The following is a 19,312-nucleotide window of genomic DNA, read 5'->3' on the forward strand; positions in this document are numbered from 1 at the left end:
CTTATTCTTCTGCGGCTGCTGTGACGGCCACTGGACTGAATGGACTGCATGACGGGACAGATGGCATAGCCGTGCCGGAGATGGGGTGCGGATCCGGCCCGGACAGCCATGGACCGGAACCGAACTAAACTGGACTGGTGACTACCCAGGATCAGCCCGCCGTGTTCCCGCCTGCAGACACTAGCCTAGCCAATCGTTATGGCACTAAAAAGCAGCCTCTCCCGCGTGCGGTCAAACGCGGCATCGCCGTAGCGGCCCTGGCGGCCGGAGTAGGGTTTATGGCTTGGGTCTCCACGTCCTCAGCCGTCTCCGACGTGACGTTCAAGGACATCGGATTCAGCACCATCGACGCCACTGCGGCCGAGGTTGATTTCCAGGTCACCAGGGAACCAGGAACGGCCGTCAAGTGCGCCGTCAAGGCCCTTGACTCCAAGTTCGCGGTGGTGGGTTGGAAAGTCGTGGACATCCCGCCCGGAGCAGCTGACGGAACGGCCGACGGCGGGAGGACAGTTTCGCAGCGCGTGACACTGCGGACGGAGTCCCTGTCCGTTTCCGGTGTAGTGGACGACTGCTGGATTCCGGGTGCCGGGACGTAGCACCATGTGACCTGTGCCCCATCCCGGTTGGGTAAGTCCAGAGTATTGACTACAATGGATCAATACCTTTACCCCGCTGAGCTGGTTGCTGAGTTCCACAAGTGGCCACCGTTGCGGGGTCTTTTGCATGTATGACCATTAGGAGAAGTCCGTGTCTACCACCAACAGCGCGCCTGCAGCCTGGCTCACCCAGGAAGCTTTTGACCGCCTGAAGGCAGAGCTGGACCACCTTTCCGGCCCTGGCCGTGCGGAGATTGTCCAGAAGATTGAAGCTGCCCGGCAGGAGGGTGACCTGAAGGAAAACGGCGGCTACCACGCAGCCAAAGAAGAGCAGGGCAAGATCGAAGCCCGGATCCGCCAGCTGACGGCCCTTCTGCGCGATGCCCACGTGGGCGAGTCCCCCGCTGACGACGGCATCGTCGAGCCCGGCATGCTCGTTGTTGCCCTGATCGCCGGCGACGAAGAGACATTCCTGCTGGGGTCCCGCGAAATCGCCGGTGATTCAGACCTGGACGTGTTCAGTGAGAAGTCACCCCTCGGCGCCGCAATCGTCGGCCACAAAGAGGGCGCGAAGCTCAGCTACACGGCTCCGAACGGCAAGGACATCACGGTGGAAATCCTCTCCGCCAAGCCTTACGCAGGCTGACGCTTCCCCCTGCTCGCTTCAGGCCAACCAGGTCAAGCCAACGCCGGTCCCCGTCAGGGGGCCGGCGTTCTTGCCTGCTTGGGGCGCAGCAACAGGGCAGCGACAACTCCGCCTGCCGCTCCGCCGAGGTGCGCCTGCCAGGAGATGAAGCTTCCCATGATAGGCAACACCCCCAGCAGGATGCCGCCGTAGACCATAAAAAGCACCACGGCGAGCAGGATTTGCCGCCAGCTGTGGTTGAAGAAACCCCGCACCAGGAGGAAGCCGAACAACCCGAAAACCAGGCCGGAGGCGCCAACTGTGATGCCGCCGTCGCCAATCAGCCACACTGTCAGTCCGGAGCCCAGCCAGCTGAACCCGAGGGCCGTCAGGAAAACCCGCAAGCCGGAGAGGAACACCAGGAATCCAAAGACGATCAGTGGCAGGGCATTGGACACCAGATGGTTCAGATTGGCGTGCAGCAGCGGGAACGTCAGGATGTCCAGAAGCCCATCTGCGGACCGCGGCCGGAGCCCGAACGTCCGGTTCAGGGCGTGCAGGGTCAGCATGTTGAACAGTTCGATCACAAAGAGCAGGGCCACAAAGCCGCCGGCCACGAACAGTCCGCCCTTCGCCCGCGAGGCTGTGGTTTCCCGGTTCCGCGGCTTTCCGTCCCCCGTCGCGTCAAGCATGGCTGCTCCTAATGCACCACAATGGGCTGGAAGCCCTCGGCACGGAGGGCGCCGAGGACCTGCTCGCAATGTTCGTGGCCCTTAGTTTCGAGGTTCACGGTGATGGAAACGTCGCCCATGCTGATGGAGCCGCCAACACGGGTGTGGTCCAGGCCCGTGACGTTCGCATCGTTTTCGGCGATGATGCGGGCGATGGTGGCCAGCGAACCCGGCCGGTCATCCAGCATCATCCGAACTGTCATGTAGCGCCCGGCGGCAGACAGGCCCCGCTGGATGACTTTGAGCATCAGCATCGGATCGATATTACCGCCGGACAGGATCACGGCCGTGGTGCCGGGGTTTTCGATCTTGCCGTCCATCAAGGCGGCAACTCCCACCGCCCCCGCGGGTTCCACCACCATCTTGGCCCGCTCCAGCAGGAAAATCAGGGCACGCGCCAGGGAATCCTCGCTGACGGTGACAACGTCGTCCACGAGCTCGCGGATGATGCTGAAGGGCAGCTGTCCGGGCCGGCCCACGGCGATGCCGTCAGCCATGGTGGACACTTTCTTCAGCGGAACCAGGGCGTCGGCGGCCAGGGACGGCGGATACGCCGCGGCGTTTTCGGCCTGGACCCCGATGATGCGGATTTCCCGCCCAAGTTGTCTGGCCCGGGCCTTGATGGCTACGGCGACTCCGGCCAGCAACCCACCGCCGCCCACGCCCATCAGGATGGTGTCCACGTTGGGGATCTGCTCGAGAATTTCCAGGCCTATGGTTCCCTGACCGGATACCACATCAACATTGTCGAAGGGGTGCACAAAGACCATGCCGGACTCGTCGGCGTAGCGCTGCGCCTCGGCGAGGGCCTCATCCACGTTGTGGCCGTGGAGGATCACCTCCGCACCATGGCTGCGGGTGGCCGCCAGTTTCGGGAGGGCTACACCCAGCGGCATGTAGATGCGGGCTTTGATGCCCAGGCTTTTGGCGGCTACAGCCACGCCCTGTGCGTGGTTTCCGGCTGACGCGGCCACAACACCGCGTTTTTTCTCCTCAGCCGAGAGCTTGGCCATGCGGACGTACGCACCGCGGACCTTGAAGGAGCCGGCCCGCTGCAGGTTTTCACACTTGAAGAAGACGTCGCCGCCCACCATCCCGCCCAAGGCCCGCGACGATTCCACCGGGGTCCGCATAATAATCCCCTCGAGCAGCTTCTGCGCCTCCAGGACATCGTCCAGCGTGACGGGAAGGGTTTCGAGGGTGTTCACGGACTTATTCTCCTTGGGTGGATACGGCTCCGGTGCTTGGCCGCTGGGTCAGGCCTGGGCGTCCGGATTGGATGCATCTGTGCTGGCTGCGGCGTCCTTGCCGCGCTTGGGCCTGCCGCCCGACAACCGGACCTCCCTGATCGAGTCGTTATGGTCCGGGCCTGGCGTCACTGGCCCTCCGGGGTTGCCAGCACCTGTTCATGTTCCCACGTTCTGGCGGCGATGTAGCGAATCGCGGAGTTTGCTACGGCGAGGATGGGCACTGAGAACAGCGCGCCGGGGATACCCGCGAGGTACGAACCCGCCGCCACCGAGAGGATCACCGCCACCGGATGCAGGGACACGGCCTTGCCCATCACGAGGGGTTGCAGGATGTGGCTCTCCAGCTGCTGCACCAGCAGGACGATAGCCAACATGATCAGGGCGTTGACCGGCCCGTTGGCCACCAGGGCCAGGAGGACGGCGACGGCCCCGGTCACCAGTGCGCCGACCACCGGGATAAAGGAGCCGATGAAGACGAGCACGCTGAGGGGCAGGGCCAGTGGCACTCCGATAATGGCCGCGCCGGCGCCGATGCCTACCGCGTCAACAAACGCAACAAACATCTGGATCCGTGCGTAGCTGACCATGGAAGCCCAGCCTTTGCGTCCGGCACCGAACGTTGCCGCGCGTGCTTTCTTCGGGAGGAGGCGGACCAGGAAGGCCCAGATCCTGTCGCCTTCGAGCAGGAAGAAGATCAGGATGAACAGGGCCAGCACCATTCCCGCGGCAAAGTGGCCCGCGGTGCTGCCGAAGGACAACGCACCGCTGAGGATGCTGCTGCTGTTCTCCTGGAGTGCGGCGGATGCTTCCTTGAGGTACTGGTCGATCTGGTCGGCGGTGAGGTGCAAGGGTCCGTCTGCCAGCCAGTCCTGGATCTGCTTCACGCCCGTCAGCGCCTGGGACCACAATTCGCCAAAACCTGAAGCCAGCTGGCGTCCCACCAAGGCAAGTGCACCAGCAATCACACCGATGAACCCCACCACCGTGATGGCCACCGCGGCGCCGTTCGGCAAGCGCCTGCTCCGCAGCCAACGCACCACTGGGCTCAGCAGCCCGGCCAACAGTGCGGCCACCATGACGGGGATAATCAGGAAGCTGATCCGGCTGAGCAGCCAGACCAGGGCGCCGGCCATCAGAAGGATCAGGCCGAGCCGCCAGGCCCACGACGCAGCGATCCGGACACCGTAGGGAATGTCCTGCTCAAGCTCCCGGTCCGCGCGCACCCGGGCCGGGCGGACAGTTTCCACCGGCCGGACCGTGTCCGGTGCCGTGCCTGTGGGCGTTGAATCGGATGGGGTGGCGTCCTCGGCTGGCGTCATAGCCTAATACTTCCCCAGCACCGGCCCTTATGCGAAACGGCTACCCGGCCCCGCCCAGCACAGCATCGATCCCCCAGGCCATCGTGAACGCTTCCCCGGCCGGGAGCCACCGCAGCCCGTCACCCGAGTTGAAGGCGTTGGCCGGACCGGTCATGGGTTCGATGGCCACCGCTTTGGGCCTGCCGGGCAGCTCAGTTGTCACAAAGATGTGGACGTAGCCGCAGGATTCGTCCTGCCACAACGTGACGCTGCGGCCGTCAGGGGCGCTGAGCACATGGCGGGCCGCACCGCCGTCGTACGTCAGGTCAGTCAGGGCGACATCAATCTCAAGGTCCCCCACGCTTTGGCCGCCGCGGAAGTCACTATCCCCGCTGACGGGCTCCGAGCTGCGCGGGATCAGGCGCGCGTCCGCCACCAGGCGCGTGCCGGCAGCAACGGTCAGGGTCAGGTGGTCCACATCCGCGTCGCCCAGCCGCAGGTATGGGTGGGCGCCCAGGACGAACGGCGCCGGGGCGTTGGAGTCGTTGATCAGTGTCTGGCGGACTTCCAGGCCAAGGTCCTCAGCGAGAAGGTACTGGACCCGGTGCCGCACCAGGAAGGGGTAGCCATGCTGCGGGAACACCGTCGCCTCGAGGGTCACGGAATATTGCGATTCATCAACCAGGCTGTAAGCGGAGTTGCGGAGCAGCCCATGGCTGGCGTTGTTCCGTGAAACCTCCGTGATGTCCAGCTGCTGCTTCTTGCCGTCCAGGTACCAGACCCCGTCCTCCACCCTGTTTGCCCAGGGGGCGAGAGTGATTCCGGCGGCGCCGGGGGAAATCTCGGCGTCCCCGTAGGTTTCGGTGAGCTGGACACCTGCACGGCTGTACAGCCGCAGGCCGGCCGCCAACTCAGTCACAACTGCGAACGCGTCACCCCTGCGGAGTTCGTACTGCCGGCCGGTGGCGTAGGTCTGGAATCCGGCGGGAATGCTCGCGTCCGGGGTTGCGCTCGAAGTCATGAGCACCACCGTAACAGGGGCCAAAGACTGCCTGCCATCACCGCGAAATGTTATCTTTTGTGTGAAACTATTCTTTTTTGAGCGAAATATGGGATGATCGAGGCAACAGACGCCCGGCACCTGCCGGCACCACGCAAAGGACCCCCGCCATGACAGGGATCACCACCACCACGCTCGCCGATGGCCGGGAGCTGATCTATTTCGACGACGGAGCAACCGCCAAGCCCCGCACGGCGGCCACCACCACCGATCACCGGCCCTTACCCGAGCGCGGCGAGCCTGGCGAAGTCCGGTTCGATGCCCTCACCGACGAGTGGGTGGCCGTCGCGGCCCACCGGCAGTCCCGCACCCACCTCCCGCCGGCCGACCAGTGCCCCATCTGTCCCACCACCCCGAACAACCCCTCCGAAATCCCCGCGCCCGACTACGACGTTGTGGTGTTTGAAAACCGATTCCCGTCGCTGGGCCCGGCCGTGGGGCCCGTGCCGTCCTCTCCGGCCTGGGGCACCACGGGACCGGCGTACGGACGCTGCGAAGTAGTAGCGTTCACGCCTGAGCACACGGGATCGTTCAGTGACCTGGGTGAGGCCCGCGCCCGGACTGTTGTTGAGGCGTGGGCGCACCGCACCGATGTCCTCAGCAAACTGCCGGGAATCAAGCAGGTCTTCCCGTTCGAAAACCGGGGGGCCGACATCGGCGTCACGCTCCACCACCCGCACGGCCAGATCTATGCGTACCCCTACGTCACGCCCCGGGCAGGCGTCATCGGAGCTGCAGCACGAAAGTTCTATGATGGGTCCGACGGGCGGCAGACGCTCACTGGCTCGCTGCTGCGGGCGGAACGGGAGGACGGGAGCCGAATGGTGATGGAGGGCGAGAATTTCAGCGCCTACGTGCCGTTCGCTGCCCGCTGGCCGCTGGAGATCCATCTGGTGCCGCACCGGCAGGTACCCGACCTGGCCGCCTTGAGCGGTGAGGAAAGGGACGAACTGGCGCATGTTTACCTTGACCTGCTCAAACGGCTCGATGCGCTTTATCCGACGCCGACACCCTACATTTCAGCCTGGCACCAGGCCCCCCTCGATGACCTCCTGCGCCCCGCCAGCTACCTGCACCTCCAGCTGACGTCACCCCGCCGGGCAGCGGACAAGCTCAAGTTCCTGGCCGGCTCCGAGGCCGCCATGGGCGCATTTATCAACGACACCACCCCGGAAAGCGTCGCGGAGCGGCTCCGTGCCGTGGTGGTGCCGGAGTCCAGCCATTCCCCTGCCCCTCTGGGGGCCCTGCCTGAAGGAGTACACGCGTGAGCGCCTCCCCTGACCCGTTGACTGCCCAGACCCCGCTGACCAGGCCGGCGAAATCTGGCGCGGAGGACCTGGGCACGGCGGCATCCGGCACAGCGGACCTGGCCGCCCGCTTCGAGCAGGAGTTCGGCACGCTTCCCGACGGCGTCTGGCAGGCACCGGGACGCGTTAACCTGATCGGCGAGCACACCGACTACAACGAGGGTTTTGTCCTCCCGTTCGCAATCGATAAGTCCGCCCGGGTGGCCGTCGCAGTCCGTCCGGACTCCGTGGTCAGGCTCCTGTCCACCTACGGCGACCACGGCTTGGTCACCGCCGACCTCGGCACGTTGGCCGCGGCTTCCGCCAAGGGCTGGACGAAGTATCCGCTCGGTGTGATGTGGGCGTTGCATCAGCAGGGCATCACCGTTCCGGGGGTGGATCTGCTGCTTGATTCCAACGTTCCCCTGGGCGCCGGTCTGTCCTCATCGCACGCCATCGAGTGTGCGGTCATCACGGCTCTGAATGAATTGACGGGAGCTGGACTTGAACCCGAGGAGATGGTCCTTGTCACCCAGCGCGCAGAGAACGACTTTGTCGGCGCACCGACGGGCATCATGGACCAGTCAGCATCGCTGCGCGGATCCAAGGGCCATGCCGTGTTCCTGGACTGCCGCGACCAGAGCGTTCAGCTGGTTCCTTTCGAAGCAGAACCCGCCGGGCTGGTGATACTGGTGATCGATACCAGGGTCTCCCACTCCCATGCCGACGGCGGCTACGCCTCCCGCCGCGCATCCTGCGAACTGGGCGCCGAGGTCCTGGGCGTCAAGGCCTTACGTGACGTCCGGCTGGAGGACCTGGCAGAAGCAGCCGGCCTCCTGGACGAGGTCACCTACCGGCGGGTTCGCCATGTGGTGAGCGAAAACGAGCGTGTGCTGCAGACCGTCGAGCTGCTGGCCAGCGAGGGCCCGGGTTCCATCGGCGCCCTGCTGGATGCCAGCCACGCCTCCATGCGGGACGATTTCGAAATCTCCTGCCCGGAACTCGACCTGGCGGTGGCTGCTTCCCGCGCCAACGGGGCCATCGGCGCCCGGATGACCGGCGGCGGCTTTGGCGGGGCAGCCATCGCGCTCACCCCGGTGACGTCTGAGCAGCAGGTGCGTGCCGCCGTCGGGCGCGCCTTCGCGGAAGCCGGCTATGCGGCGCCTGACATTTTCACGGTGACCCCGGCAGCAGGAGCCATGCGTATTTCGTAGCGCGGTACCCGCAAGAAAGAGGGCCCCGCCTGATGCGAAATGCATCGGGCGGGGCCCTCTTCTTGCGTTGGGATTACGACGGCGGGAGCCGGGTTTGTTGTCAGTCCTCGCCGCGGAGGATGGCCAGGACGCGGATGATTTCCACGTAGAGCCAGACCAGGGTGACCGTGAGGCCGAAGGCTGCGGTCCAGGAGAAGCGCTGCGGTGCACCGCTTTGCACGCCGGCTTCGATGCTGGTGAAGTCCATGACCAGGGAGAACGCGGCCAGACCGATGGCCAGGATGCCGATGACAACTCCAATAATGCCGCTGCGCAGGCCGAAGGGTTCCGTCTGCAGACCCGTCATCATCATCACGAGGTTGACCACGGAGAACAGGCCGTAACCCACCATGGCGATCATGAAGAACTTCATGGCCTTGGGCGAGGCGCGCACCTTGCCGCTCTTGAACAGGAGCAGCGTCACGGTGAAAACGGACAGCGTGCCGATGACAGCCTGCAGCCCGACTCCCGGGTACATCAGGTCGAGCACGCGGGTGAGTCCGCCGAGGAACAGACCTTCGAGCCCGGCATATGCCAGGATGAGGGCCGGTGAGGGTTGCTTCTTGAACGTGTTGACCAGTGCCAGGACGAAGCCGCCCAGGGCACCGACGATCATCAGCATGCTGGCCAGCCCCATGCTGACGAACATCGTCACTGCGGCACCTGCCAACAGGACTCCGAGGCAGGCCGCTGTCTTGACGATGACGTCGTCGTACGTCATCCGGCCGGTATCCGCGGGACCTGCGGCCGGCTGGTTGTACATCTGGCGCAGCTGCTCATCGGTCATGTTCTGCTGTGTGCCCCAGCCGTTCTGGGGATCCATGACCTGGCCGGGAGCCCGCTGGCCGTAAGGCTGCTGGCCGTACTGGGCCTGGCCGTAAGGCGCCTGCGGGACACGCGGTGCCTGCGTTGCTCCACGGAAATTCTTTCCGTTGAAGATCGGGTTTCCGCCAAGTGCCATTGCTGGTGTCCTCCAAGTAAAGGGTTGAGTCGTGTGACTTATGAACCACGCTACCAATATCTACGCGCTCACGCTCGAATAAGTTCCCCTTCCATGGCGCCGAAACCCAACCGTGATGCATGCGGGTGGATGGTCCCCAGCGCCGCTGGGCCGCGCGTAGGGCCAGGCCGGCCCTAAGGAATACCGCTGATCAACAGAAGTTTCTTTGCGAACACTTTGCCAATGCGCCACGGCTGTAACGCAGTTGTTATGCGATCGCTACCAGACAGCCTCCCCCCAGCTTAAATTTTGCCCCTGACGAGCGGTAACATAAACCACACACGGTGACGGATATCACAGTCAGGCCCCAACCTGCAGAAAGCACCGCCATCCGTCCCGTGACGTTTGCAGAGGTTGCAAGGGCGCCCCCTGGCCACCCCACCCAAGTGGAGGATTTTCATTTTGAGAAGTACACCCAAAGGCTTGCCGCACAGACGGCCGGGCGGATTGCTGAAAGTGATAGGGGCCGTCTTTGCCTCTGTCGTGGCAATACTGCTCGTCGTCGCCCCGGCATCACAGGCCACTTCGCCGTCTCCGACACCATCCCCGTCGGCTACCAGTTCGCCGTTCAGCATCAGCGGATTCCTCCGCAACGCCGGGGCCCCCCTGGCCGATGTCAAAATCAGTGTCACTGGCCAAGGGTTCGAAGGTTCCGCCACCTCGGCGGCCAATGGATCCTGGGCAATCAGCGTCCCGCAGTCCGGTACCTACGAAATCGAACTGGATGAAGGAACGCTTCCGGAGGGGATCAAATTGGCAGACGGCCAGGAGAATCCCCGCCAGCTGACGTTCGGCCAGACCTCCAACCAGACCACCATCTTCGCCTTTGGCGAGGGGATCGTCGTCCAGCAGGGCAATTTCGCGCAGGACCTGACGAACAGGCTCGTTGCTGGCCTCAGCTTCGGCCTCCTGCTGGCACTTGCTTCGGTTGGCCTTTCACTCATTTTCGGCACCACGGGCTTGACCAACTTTGCCCACGGCGAGATGGTCACGCTGGGCGCCGTCCTCGTGTTCGTTCTCAACGCGGTTGGCGCGCCTTTCTGGCTGGCGATCGTTGTTGCCCTGATTGGCGGTGGCTTGGTGGGTTTTGCGCAGGACACCTGGCTATGGAAGCCCCTGCGGCGACGCGGCACGGGGCTCGTTCCCATGATGATCGTCAGCATCGGCCTCGCATTGGCCGCGCGGTATGTCATCCAGTTCTACTTCGGCGGGGCTACTGAGCAGCTTCCCGGCGCCCAGAGTGCCGAGATTCAACTCGGTCCGATTTCCATCTCGCCGAATAACCTGTGGTCCCTGGTCATCAGTGCCGTGGTCATCCTGATTGTGGGGCTTGTGCTGATGAAGACCAGGCTCGGCAAGGCCACACGTGCCGTTGCTGACAATCCTGCGCTGGCAGCAGCCTCCGGCATCGATGTGGACGGCGTCATACGCATTGTGTGGATTGTCGGCGGCGTCCTCGCTTCCCTCGGAGGCATCTTGTGGGCGTACTACCGCCCCGGCGTTTCGTTCAATATGGGTTCGCAGATCCTGCTCCTTATCTTCGCAGGCGTCACCCTGGGCGGTCTCGGGACCGTTTTCGGAGCCCTCGTGGGCTCCGTCGTGGTCGGCGTGTTCGCCGAACTGACCACGGTCTTCGGCGTCCCGGCAGACCTCAAGTACGTCATACCCCTGGGCGTTATGATCATCGTCCTGCTCATCCGGCCGCAGGGTATCCTGGGCCGCCGCGAGCGCGTGGGATAGGAAGGACCATCATGGATTTCGCAGCAATTCTTTCCAACGCCCTCGGCGAACTCATCAGCCCCACCACTGCCGCCTACGCCCTGGCGGCGCTGGGCCTGGCAGTCCACTTCGGCTACTCAGGCCTGCTGAACTTCGGCCAGGCTGGTTTTATGGCCGTGGGCGCCTACGGCTTCGCCATCTCCACACTGACCTTCCAGGCACCATTTTTCGTGGCCCTGCTCATCGCCGTCGTCGCCGCATCGCTTTTTGCGCTGATCCTCGGTATTCCAACACTCCGGCTCCGCGCCGATTACCTGGCGATCGTCACCATCGCCGCGGCCGAAATCGTCCGGTACCTCGTCACCACCAACGGCTGGACGGCGGTCACAGGCTCAGCCAACGGCCTGGCAGCCTTCGAGGGCGGCTTCTTCGACATGAACCCATTCCCGCCCGGCTCGTACGCCCTGGGCATGAACAACCGGGACTTCTTCATCCGGATCGTCGGCTGGACGCTGGTCATCGTGGCCGGCATCCTCGTGTGGCTGCTGATGCGCAGCCCATGGGGCAGGGTACTCAAGGGCATCCGCGAAGATGAAAACGCCGTCCGCTCGCTAGGCAAGAACGTCTACGCCTACAAGATGCAGGCCCTGATCATCGGCGGTGTGCTCGGCGCACTGGCCGGGATGATCTTCACGCTCCCCCGCGGCGCAATCCAGCCAGCCAACTACGGCACCGAGCTGACGTTTTTCCTCTGGACTTGCCTGCTGTTGGGCGGTATGGCCACCGTCCTCGGGCCGGTCATCGGGGCCATGATGTTCTGGGTGGTACTCTCGCTCACCCAGGGCGTCCTGAGCGGGCTAATCGAGTCCGGAACCATCACATGGCTGACCACCATCCAGGCGGGCCAGCTCCGGTTCATCTTGGTCGGTGTTGCCCTCATGCTCCTGATGATCTTCCGGCCCCAAGGCGTCTTTGGAAATAAGAAGGAGCTGGCATTCGCATGAGTGAAAAGCATGAAGAGAACATCGACTACATGACGGACGCCCGCCCCATCGCGGTGGGCGGCAATGATCCAGGTTGCAAAAAGCGTGATCCCATCGTTGTGGCAGAAAACGTCACACGAAGTTTCGGCGGCATCAACGCTGTGGACGTCGAGTACCTCGAAATTCCGCGGCATAAGATCACTGCCCTGATCGGACCGAACGGGGCCGGTAAAACCACCTTGTTCAACCTCCTGACCGGTTTCGATAATCCCAATTCCGGCAAGTGGCAGTTTGAAGGCCAGAGCATAGCGGGGGTCTCCTCCTACAAAGTTGCCCGCATGGGCATGGTGAGGACCTTCCAGCTGACCAAGGTCATGGGCAAGCTCACCGTTATGGAAAACATGCGCCTTGGTGCCTCCGGCCAGCCCGGCGAACGCCTCTCCAAGGCCCTCTTCAAGGGACTTTGGGGAAGCCGGGAGAAGGAAATCACTGCGCAGGCCGATGTCCTGCTGGAAAAATTCAAACTGGACGCAAAAAAGGACGACTATGCGGCGTCCTTGTCGGGCGGCCAACGCAAGCTGCTCGAGATGGCACGCTCCCTCATGGTCCGGCCAAAGCTCGTCATGCTGGATGAGCCCATGGCCGGCGTGAATCCAGCGCTCACCCAGTCACTGCTGGACCACATCAAAAACCTCAAGTCCGAGGGCATGACCGTATTGTTCGTCGAACACGACATGAACATGGTGCGGCATATCGCCGACTGGGTGGTGGTCATGGCGGAAGGCAAGATCGTGGCCGAAGGGCCTCCTGGCGAAGTCATGAAGAACCCTGCCGTGATTGACGCCTACCTGGGCGCCCATCACGATGTGGATCTCGGTGACGCCGAGGGCATCAGGGAACTTGAAGCCGAACTTGAGGCAGACGAGGAATCGGTGGTCGGCACCGAAGACGCCGGCATTATTGCCCCGGAAATAGTGGTGTCGGGACTCGACAAGAAGGACGGAAAATGAGCGCAGCCAGCGCAGCGGCCCAGGTAGAAAGTCCGGCGCACCCCAACGACGCCGTCGTCTCGGTCCAGAACCTCGTGGCCGGATACCTCCCCGGCGTCAACATCCTCAACGGCTGCAGCATTGAGGCCCGCAAAGGAGAACTGATCGGCATCATTGGCCCCAATGGAGCGGGGAAGTCCACGCTGCTAAAGGCAATGTTCGGATTGGTAAAAGTCCATTCAGGGACCGTGGTGGTCCGTGGCAAGGACATCACCGGCCTCAAGGCTAACAAGCTGGTCAGCCAGGGCGTGGGTTTCGTCCCGCAGACGAACAACGTGTTCGCTGCGCTCACCATCGAAGAGAACCTGCAGATGGGGATGTTCCAGAGGCCGAAGGCTTTTGCCGAGCGGTTTGATTTCGTGACTGGCCTGTTCCCCGACCTTGGCAAACGGCGCGCGCAGCGCGCGGGTTCGTTGTCCGGCGGCGAACGCCAGATGGTGGCGATGGGCCGGGCTCTGATGATGGATCCCGCCGTACTGCTGCTTGATGAGCCCTCGGCAGGTCTCTCCCCCGTCAGGCAGGACGAGACCTTCCTCCGCGTGCACGAGATCAACAGGGCCGGCGTCTCGGTGATCATGGTGGAGCAAAACGCCCGGCGCTGCCTGCAGATCTGTGATCGCGGCTACGTTCTGGACCAGGGCAAGGACGCGTACACTGGCACCGGACGGGACCTGATGAAGGATCCGAAGGTCATCCAGCTCTATCTGGGTACGCTGGCCGACCAGGACTGATCAGCCCCAACCAACGTAGTCCCCCACAGAGAAGACCCCCACCCGGTGTGAACCGGATGGGGGTCTTCTCTGTCAGCGGAGGAGCAGGCTTACAGCTTGCCGAACTCTTCCTTGACGAGGGCGATCTTGTTGTCTTCCTTGTACTCGTAGACACCGATGGTCGCTTCCGAAGGATCGCCGCTGTCGGCAAAACTGACCGGACCGGACTGGCCGTCGTAGTCAATATTCTTGCCTTCGCGCAGCAGCGTCACGCAGCTGGCGAAGCTGAAGCACTTCTCACCATCCTTGGACACGGCCTGCAACTGCTTGGCGATGTCCACACCCTTGGTGCTCTTCGCCGCTTCTGCAGCGAGCGCGATCAGGTTGGCAGCGTCCCAGCTCTCACCGGCGTAGATGAAATCCTTCAGCGTAGGATCGACAGCCAGCAACGACTTCCTGAAGTCCTCACCGGCAGTCGTTCCGGGAATCGTGCCGTGCGCCTTGGCGAGCGTCCCTGCCTCGAAATCCTTGCTGTAGTCAACGGTGTTGCCATCAACCAGGAAGATCTGCTCGGCCTTGATGCCCTTGCCGGTCAGCAGCGGGATGATGCTCTTGCCCTGCACGAAGGAGATGACAGCGACGGCATCCGGCTTCGCGGCGATGACCTTGTCCACCTGGCTGCTGAATTGGGAATCGCCTTCGTTGAACAGCTCTTCGGCGACTACCTTGCCGCCAGCCTTCTCAAACGATTCCTTGAGCTTCTTGCTGAGGCCCGTCCCGTAGGAATCGTTCAGCACCAGCATGCCCAGTGTCTGAGCGCCACAAGAGGCCGCGTAGTTACCCAACACCGAACCCTGCAGGACATCGGACGGCGCGGTCCGCCAGTAGAGGCCCTTGTCGTCCCACGCGGTGAAGTCCACGGAGGTATTGGCAGGCGAGAACTGGACAACACCGGCGCCGGTGATCTGGTTGATCACAGTCTTGGAAACGCCAGAGGAGGCGGCACCGATGATGGCGCTGACACCCTGGCCCAGCAGGTTGGTCACGGACTGCGTGGCGACATCGGTGGTGGTGTCACCGGAATCGCGGTGGGTCACCTCGATGGGTTTGCCAAGGACGCCACCTGCAGCATTGATTTCATTCTTCGCGAGCTCAACGCCGGCAATCTCGGGCGGGCCGAGGTAGGCCAACGCCCCGGTGGTCGGCAGCAGTGTGCCGATCTTCAGGGGCGTGTCAGTGGTGGTTGAGGACGGCGGCACGGTCCCGGACGCGGGGATCACGGGTGCCTTGAGTCCTTCCGAAGGAGCAGGGCAGGAAAGGCCTGCGGGTTTCGTGGTCGTGGTCGTGGTCGCCGTCGGGGTGGAGGTACCACCACAGGCAGTAACCAGAAAGGCGACGCCGACGCTAAGCGCTGTGAGCTTGGCAAGACGGGGTGCCGCCGGGGAAAGTGAAATCATTGACAATCTCCTGGATCGAAAGGTGCGAACGGCCTTTGACGCGGATGATCAGGTGTTCCTGAGTTAACTTCAAGCTAATGCAAATCTGCGGAGGATATAAGTGACTGAGGTCACATCCTTATAACAGTCGTTGCATATGCGGAATCAACGGAGGCGATGCTTCCGAAATCGAGCGGGACGCATGGCAGGCCGCAGGAGGGAGCCGCGGGAGAAAATTTGTACCCCAGGTGGGACTCGAACCCACAACACGCGGATTTTAAGTCCGCTGCCTCTGCCAATTGGGCTACTGGGGCGCCCGGTCTATGGTATCCCGTCATTCACCCGCAAGGGGTCCGGCATACCGGAACGTCCCGTGAACCCCGCCGGGCCAGACTGCCAGCGGGAGCAGCTGGAAGTGGTCACCCCAGGCTTCGTCGGGCGGCAGGACGCCGAAGGACGTCGCCGGGACAAAGCCGAAGCGCGGGTAGTATTCAGTGCTGCCCAGCAACGCAATCCCGCCCTCCCCCGCTGCGTTGGCCCGGGCGATGGTGTCATTCATAAGCGCGCTGCCGATCCCATGGCGCTGAAGCCTGGGTGTCACACCGATGGGCCCGAGTCCCAGCAACCCGTAGTCGCCCACCCAGCCCCGTGTGCTGATCACATGGCCGACTATTTCGTCGTCCAGCACCGCCACCACGCTGAACCCTGGCAGGTAGTCCTCGCATTCGAAGAGCTGGCGGAGCACTTCTACCTCCTCGGGCTCCCCGTCCACGGGCAGGCCTGTGACCGGGGAGACCGCGAACGCATCCGCCGTCAACGCGAGGATCTTGTCCCTGTCCGCAGCCGTCTCGTTCCGGAGCAGCAGCTCAGGCCGCGGCAGGTGCTGGCTTGCGGCAGACAGCTCAGCGAGGGCTTCGACGGCGCGGGGTGCGTCCGCCACCGGCACCAGCAGGTGGTCATGGTGGAAGCCGGCCAGCACGTTGCAGCTGATCCTGGCATCGGTCAGGGCTTTCCCGACGGCGGCGGTCAGGCCAACAGCTTCCAGCGCAGAGTGCACCTCCAAGGTGACCCACGCGGCCACAAAGTCATAGTGCAGCCCCATGCTGTCTGCCCTTTCCCGAGGCAGGACCACTGTCAGGCCCTCGGCCTCACGCACAGCAGCTTCGATGCCGGGCTCGAGCGGCCTGCCATGCGGCCACAGGACGTAGACGTACTCCCCTTCCCGCAGTACCGGTTTCAGTGTTGCCAGCAGGGTCAAGAGGTTCTTTTCGCCAGTCATGGTGCCAGTCTAGAAGGGACACCCGGCGGGATACGCAAAACGGCGGCCATCCCCCTTAAAGGGACAGCCGCCGTCGGGCGTTACAAAAGCTGTGACAGGATGCCAGTGCTACTTGGCGTCCGCGGTGACCGGCTGCTTGGGGTCCACGCTGGTGGCCTGTGCCGAGCCCGGCTGTGCCGCTCCGGCGGATGCCTCCGGCGTGCTGGCCACAGGGGCAGGAGCAGCCGCTGCCGGCTTGGGAGCCGGTGTGGCAGCGGCCACGAAGGCACCGCGCGGGTTATCGAGGTCGATCAGCTGCGTGGTGTCGCGGCCCATAAAGAACGCGAGGATCCAACCCATGATGACGCGGACCTTGCGCTCCATGGTGGGCATGGCCATGCCGTGGTAGCCACGGTGTGCCAGCCAGGCGAGCGGGCCCTTGAGTCCGATGCGGCCCACGATGTTGATGTTGGCAACACCCTTCCACTCGCCGAAGCCGGCTACAGCCCCCAGGTTCTTGTGCTTGTAGTCCTTCAGCGGCTTGTCCCAGCGCGAAGCCCACAGGTTCTTGGCGAGGCGCTTGGCCTGGCGCAGTGCGTGCTGGGCGTTCGGGACGCAGGTGCCGTCCGGCAGGCCGCTGCCCGTGACGTCCGGCACGGCGGCGATGTCGCCGGCGGCCCAGGCGTTGTCGATGATGCCTTCGTCGCCGGCGATGCGGAGGTCCGGCAGAACGCGGACGCGGCCGCGCGGTTCCAACGGGAAGTCGGAGGAGCGGATCATCGGGTTTGCCTGCACGCCGGCAGTCCAGACGAGCGTGTCGGCTTCGAATTCCTGGGCCAGGGACTTGTCCGGGAGGTTGATGAGCTTCAGGGAGCCCTCAGCGCTGTCCAGCGAGGTGTTCAGCAGGACCTCGATGCCACGGCTGCGGAGGTGCTCCACAACCCATTCGGCCTGCGGTGCCGTGACCTCGGGCATGATGCGGCCCATGGCTTCAACCAGGACGAAGCGTACTTCTTCCTGACGGATGCGGGGGTTGTTCTTGACCGCGGCGCGGGCCAGGTCTTCCATTTCAGCGATGCACTCGATACCGGCGAAGCCGCCACCGACAACCACAAAGGTCAGTGCCTTGGCTCGGGCAGCGGGGTCCGCGATGGTGGACGCGGCTTCGAGGCGCTCCAGCACCTTGTTACGAAGGGCCACAGCCTCTTCGATGGTCTTCAGGCCGATGCCCTTGTCCGCCAGACCCTTGATGGGGAATGTGCGGGTGATGGCGCCTGCGGCCACCACGATGTCGAAGTAGGGGATCTCGATGTGCTCTCCGCCGTCCGCGGGCGCCACGACAGCGGTGCGGTTGGCGTGGTCGATCGAGGTGACGCTGCCCTGGATGAGTTCAGTCTGCTTCAGGTGCTGGCGGTGCGAGACCACTGCGTGGCGGGCCTCGATGTTGCCGCCGGCCACTTCGGGCAGGAAGGGCTGGTAAGTCATGTAGGGCAGTGGATCCACGAGGGTGACGATGCCACCGGCATTCGCGATCTTCTTCTGCAGTTTGAGTGCTACGTACAGGCCGACGTACCCGCCGCCGACGACGAGTACCCTGGGACGGTCCTGGAGCTCTGGGGTGGTTGCCATGATTTAAGGATACAACAGTTTGTGAAAATCTTCACTAACTCCGTTTGCCGCCTGAATCAACGGTTTGGAACGCGCCGGTATCGGGTTCCTCGCGCGCCGTTCCTGGGTTGCGGGCCGCCCGGCGCAACTGGAAGACAGCTGCCGCGATGATCACTACAAAGAGGGCCACTGAGCCGATCACGACGGCGGCGCCAACGGCACTGTCACGCTGTGAGGGCGCCTCCGCCGCGGGCACGGTGGGCTCGGGCAGCGTGGGAACGGCACTTGCCACTTCGTCGGTGGGCACCGGTGCCGGCGCACCAAGGTTGCCGCGGCGGTGCACCCGGATCCAGTCCGAGATGGAGCCGAGCGGGTTGACGGCGGCTTCCGGGACGGAGTCCTTCAGGGCAGCCTCGGCGTTCAGCACGCCAAAGCCGTACAGCGGGTCTTTTCCGGCAGGACCGGCGTCCTTGGCCGTGCTGACGATCCTATTGATGACCTGCTTGGCGCTCATCTCCGGCCACTTGGAACGGATGAGTGCGGCCACACCGGCAACGATCGGGGCAGCTCCGGACGTTCCCGCCCATTCTGCGTAGCCGCCGCCGGGCAGTCCGCCCAACAGGTTTTCAGCCGGGGCCGCCACGCCGATGCTGATCCCCTGGGAGGACGAGTCGACGCTCGCTGTGCCCTTGCGGTCCAGGCCGGCGACAGTGAGGACGCCAGGGATGGTGGCTGGCGCGCCGACCTGGAGGTTGCCGCCCACCCGGTTTCCGGCGGCGGCCACGATCACCACATCCTTCTGTTCGGCATAGAGGAAGGCGGCATCCCAGCTCTGGGGCCACTGCGGTGTGGCGCTGCCCAGCGAAATGTTGATGACTTTGGCCCCGTTGTCCACGGCCCAGCGGACGGCTTCCGGGATCTGGTCCTGGTCGCTCTTGCCTGCGGGGTTGGCCGATCCGAGCCACGTTGACACGGACAGGATCTCAGCTTCAGGAGCCACGCCAATCATGCCGTCCGGTCCGCTGGCAGCAGCCGGGCCGGGACTGGGCGAGGCGGTGGCGCCGGCCGGCTGGTGTCCGCGACCGGCCAGTATGGTGGCTACTAGGGTCCCGTGTTCCGGCTTGACCCCCAGGCTTTTCTGCCCGTTGGGGCTGCCGGCCCCGGACGCGTCGAAGCCTCCGGCGACGGCACCCTTCAGGTCAGGATGCTGGGCATCCACGCCGCTGTCGATCACCGCGACCTTGACACCGGCGCCCTTGGAAACCTCCCAGGCTTTCGTAATTCCGGATTCGCCAAGCCAGTACTGTTTGTCCCGTTCAGCGTCGGCCCACGCCGCGGGCGCCAGGGTCAGTCCGGCGGCCAGGCTGACGCCTGCAAGGGTCATCGCCAGGAGAGCTGACGCGGCCCGGCGGAACCGTGCGGTTGCTCTGGTCATGTGGGTTCCCATGCT

General features: G+C 64.0%; 16 protein-coding genes, 1 tRNA gene and 1 pseudogene. 8 read left to right on the top strand and 10 right to left on the bottom strand.

Going from position 1 to position 19,312, the window contains the following annotated elements; translation table 11 throughout:
* Positions 1–137 precede the first annotated feature (137 nt).
* Both ACZYZ4_RS10825 and greA read left to right on the top strand, forming a co-directional pair.
* Complete coding sequence (locus ACZYZ4_RS10825) at positions 138–596, top strand: DUF4307 domain-containing protein (protein WP_463860723.1); 459 nt, start codon at positions 138–140, stop codon at positions 594–596.
* A gap of 151 nt (positions 597–747) precedes the next feature.
* Positions 748–1,242, top strand: a complete 495-nt coding sequence (greA, locus tag ACZYZ4_RS10830) for a transcription elongation factor GreA (RefSeq protein WP_463860725.1) — start codon at positions 748–750, stop codon at positions 1,240–1,242.
* Positions 1,243–1,295: 53 nt separating this feature from the next.
* Here the strand turns inward: greA and ACZYZ4_RS10835 are convergent, their stop codons facing one another.
* From ACZYZ4_RS10835 to ACZYZ4_RS10850, 4 genes and pseudogenes are all read right to left on the bottom strand, one after another.
* Positions 1,296–1,913 carry a rhomboid family intramembrane serine protease gene (locus ACZYZ4_RS10835; protein ID WP_463860727.1) on the bottom strand — a complete coding sequence of 206 codons (618 nt, stop codon included), beginning with the start codon at positions 1,911–1,913 and terminating at the stop codon, positions 1,296–1,298.
* 8 nt (positions 1,914–1,921) lie between these two features.
* Positions 1,922–3,160: a threonine ammonia-lyase gene (ilvA, locus tag ACZYZ4_RS10840; protein WP_463860729.1), complete on the bottom strand. Its 1,239-nt coding sequence runs from the start codon at positions 3,158–3,160 to the stop codon at positions 1,922–1,924.
* 48 nt (positions 3,161–3,208) lie between these two features.
* A pseudogene (locus tag ACZYZ4_RS10845) lies at positions 3,209–4,521 on the bottom strand (AI-2E family transporter).
* A gap of 40 nt (positions 4,522–4,561) precedes the next feature.
* Positions 4,562–5,521: an aldose 1-epimerase family protein gene (locus tag ACZYZ4_RS10850; protein ID WP_463860731.1), complete on the bottom strand. Its 960-nt coding sequence runs from the start codon at positions 5,519–5,521 to the stop codon at positions 4,562–4,564.
* Between the two features lie 149 nt (positions 5,522–5,670).
* On the opposite strand from ACZYZ4_RS10850, the gene galT reads away from it, so the two are divergent.
* Complete coding sequence (galT, locus tag ACZYZ4_RS10855; RefSeq protein ID WP_463860732.1) at positions 5,671–6,828, top strand: galactose-1-phosphate uridylyltransferase; 1,158 nt, start codon at positions 5,671–5,673, stop codon at positions 6,826–6,828.
* Between the two features lie 68 nt (positions 6,829–6,896).
* Positions 6,897–8,060: a galactokinase gene (gene galK, locus ACZYZ4_RS10860; protein WP_463860831.1), complete on the top strand. Its 1,164-nt coding sequence runs from the start codon at positions 6,897–6,899 to the stop codon at positions 8,058–8,060.
* A 100-nt stretch (positions 8,061–8,160) separates the two neighbouring features.
* Here the strand turns inward: galK and ACZYZ4_RS10865 are convergent, their stop codons facing one another.
* Positions 8,161–9,060 carry a Bax inhibitor-1/YccA family protein gene (locus ACZYZ4_RS10865; RefSeq protein WP_463860734.1) on the bottom strand — a complete coding sequence of 300 codons (900 nt, stop codon included), beginning with the start codon at positions 9,058–9,060 and terminating at the stop codon, positions 8,161–8,163.
* Positions 9,061–9,558: 498 nt separating this feature from the next.
* Here ACZYZ4_RS10865 and ACZYZ4_RS10870 point away from each other — a divergent pair, with 498 nt between their 5' ends.
* Genes ACZYZ4_RS10870 through ACZYZ4_RS10885 form a run of 4 tightly spaced genes read left to right on the top strand, consistent with a single transcriptional unit; the run spans position 9,559 to position 13,581 of the window.
* Positions 9,559–10,839, top strand: a complete 1,281-nt coding sequence (locus ACZYZ4_RS10870) for a branched-chain amino acid ABC transporter permease (protein WP_463860833.1) — start codon at positions 9,559–9,561, stop codon at positions 10,837–10,839.
* An 11-nt stretch (positions 10,840–10,850) separates the two neighbouring features.
* Positions 10,851–11,822, top strand: coding sequence for a branched-chain amino acid ABC transporter permease (locus ACZYZ4_RS10875; RefSeq protein ID WP_463860736.1), 972 nt, complete (start codon positions 10,851–10,853; stop codon positions 11,820–11,822).
* On the top strand, positions 11,819–12,811 hold the full coding sequence (locus ACZYZ4_RS10880; RefSeq protein WP_463860738.1) for an ABC transporter ATP-binding protein: 993 nt from the start codon (positions 11,819–11,821) through the stop codon (positions 12,809–12,811). Before ACZYZ4_RS10875 ends, ACZYZ4_RS10880 begins: the two co-directional genes overlap by 4 nt.
* Complete coding sequence (locus ACZYZ4_RS10885; RefSeq protein ID WP_463860740.1) at positions 12,808–13,581, top strand: ABC transporter ATP-binding protein; 774 nt, start codon at positions 12,808–12,810, stop codon at positions 13,579–13,581. Before ACZYZ4_RS10880 ends, ACZYZ4_RS10885 begins: the two co-directional genes overlap by 4 nt.
* An 89-nt stretch (positions 13,582–13,670) precedes the next feature.
* On the opposite strand, the gene ACZYZ4_RS10890 is transcribed toward ACZYZ4_RS10885, so the two are convergent.
* The 5 genes from ACZYZ4_RS10890 to ACZYZ4_RS10910 all read right to left on the bottom strand — a co-directional run bounded on the left by ACZYZ4_RS10890 (position 13,671) and on the right by ACZYZ4_RS10910 (position 19,297).
* Positions 13,671–15,017, bottom strand: coding sequence for an ABC transporter substrate-binding protein (locus ACZYZ4_RS10890; RefSeq protein WP_463860742.1), 1,347 nt, complete (start codon positions 15,015–15,017; stop codon positions 13,671–13,673).
* A gap of 219 nt (positions 15,018–15,236) precedes the next feature.
* A tRNA-Leu gene (locus ACZYZ4_RS10895) sits at positions 15,237–15,310 on the bottom strand.
* A gap of 20 nt (positions 15,311–15,330) precedes the next feature.
* A complete protein-coding gene (locus tag ACZYZ4_RS10900; RefSeq protein WP_463860744.1) occupies positions 15,331–16,275 on the bottom strand; it encodes an N-acetyltransferase in 945 nt (314 codons plus the stop codon).
* A gap of 108 nt (positions 16,276–16,383) precedes the next feature.
* A complete protein-coding gene (locus ACZYZ4_RS10905; protein WP_463860746.1) occupies positions 16,384–17,883 on the bottom strand; it encodes an NAD(P)/FAD-dependent oxidoreductase in 1,500 nt (499 codons plus the stop codon).
* 34 nt (positions 17,884–17,917) lie between these two features.
* Positions 17,918–19,297: a S8 family serine peptidase gene (locus tag ACZYZ4_RS10910; protein WP_463860748.1), complete on the bottom strand. Its 1,380-nt coding sequence runs from the start codon at positions 19,295–19,297 to the stop codon at positions 17,918–17,920.
* Positions 19,298–19,312 lie beyond the last annotated feature (15 nt).

This window comes from Pseudarthrobacter adonitolis (genome assembly GCF_055412845.1).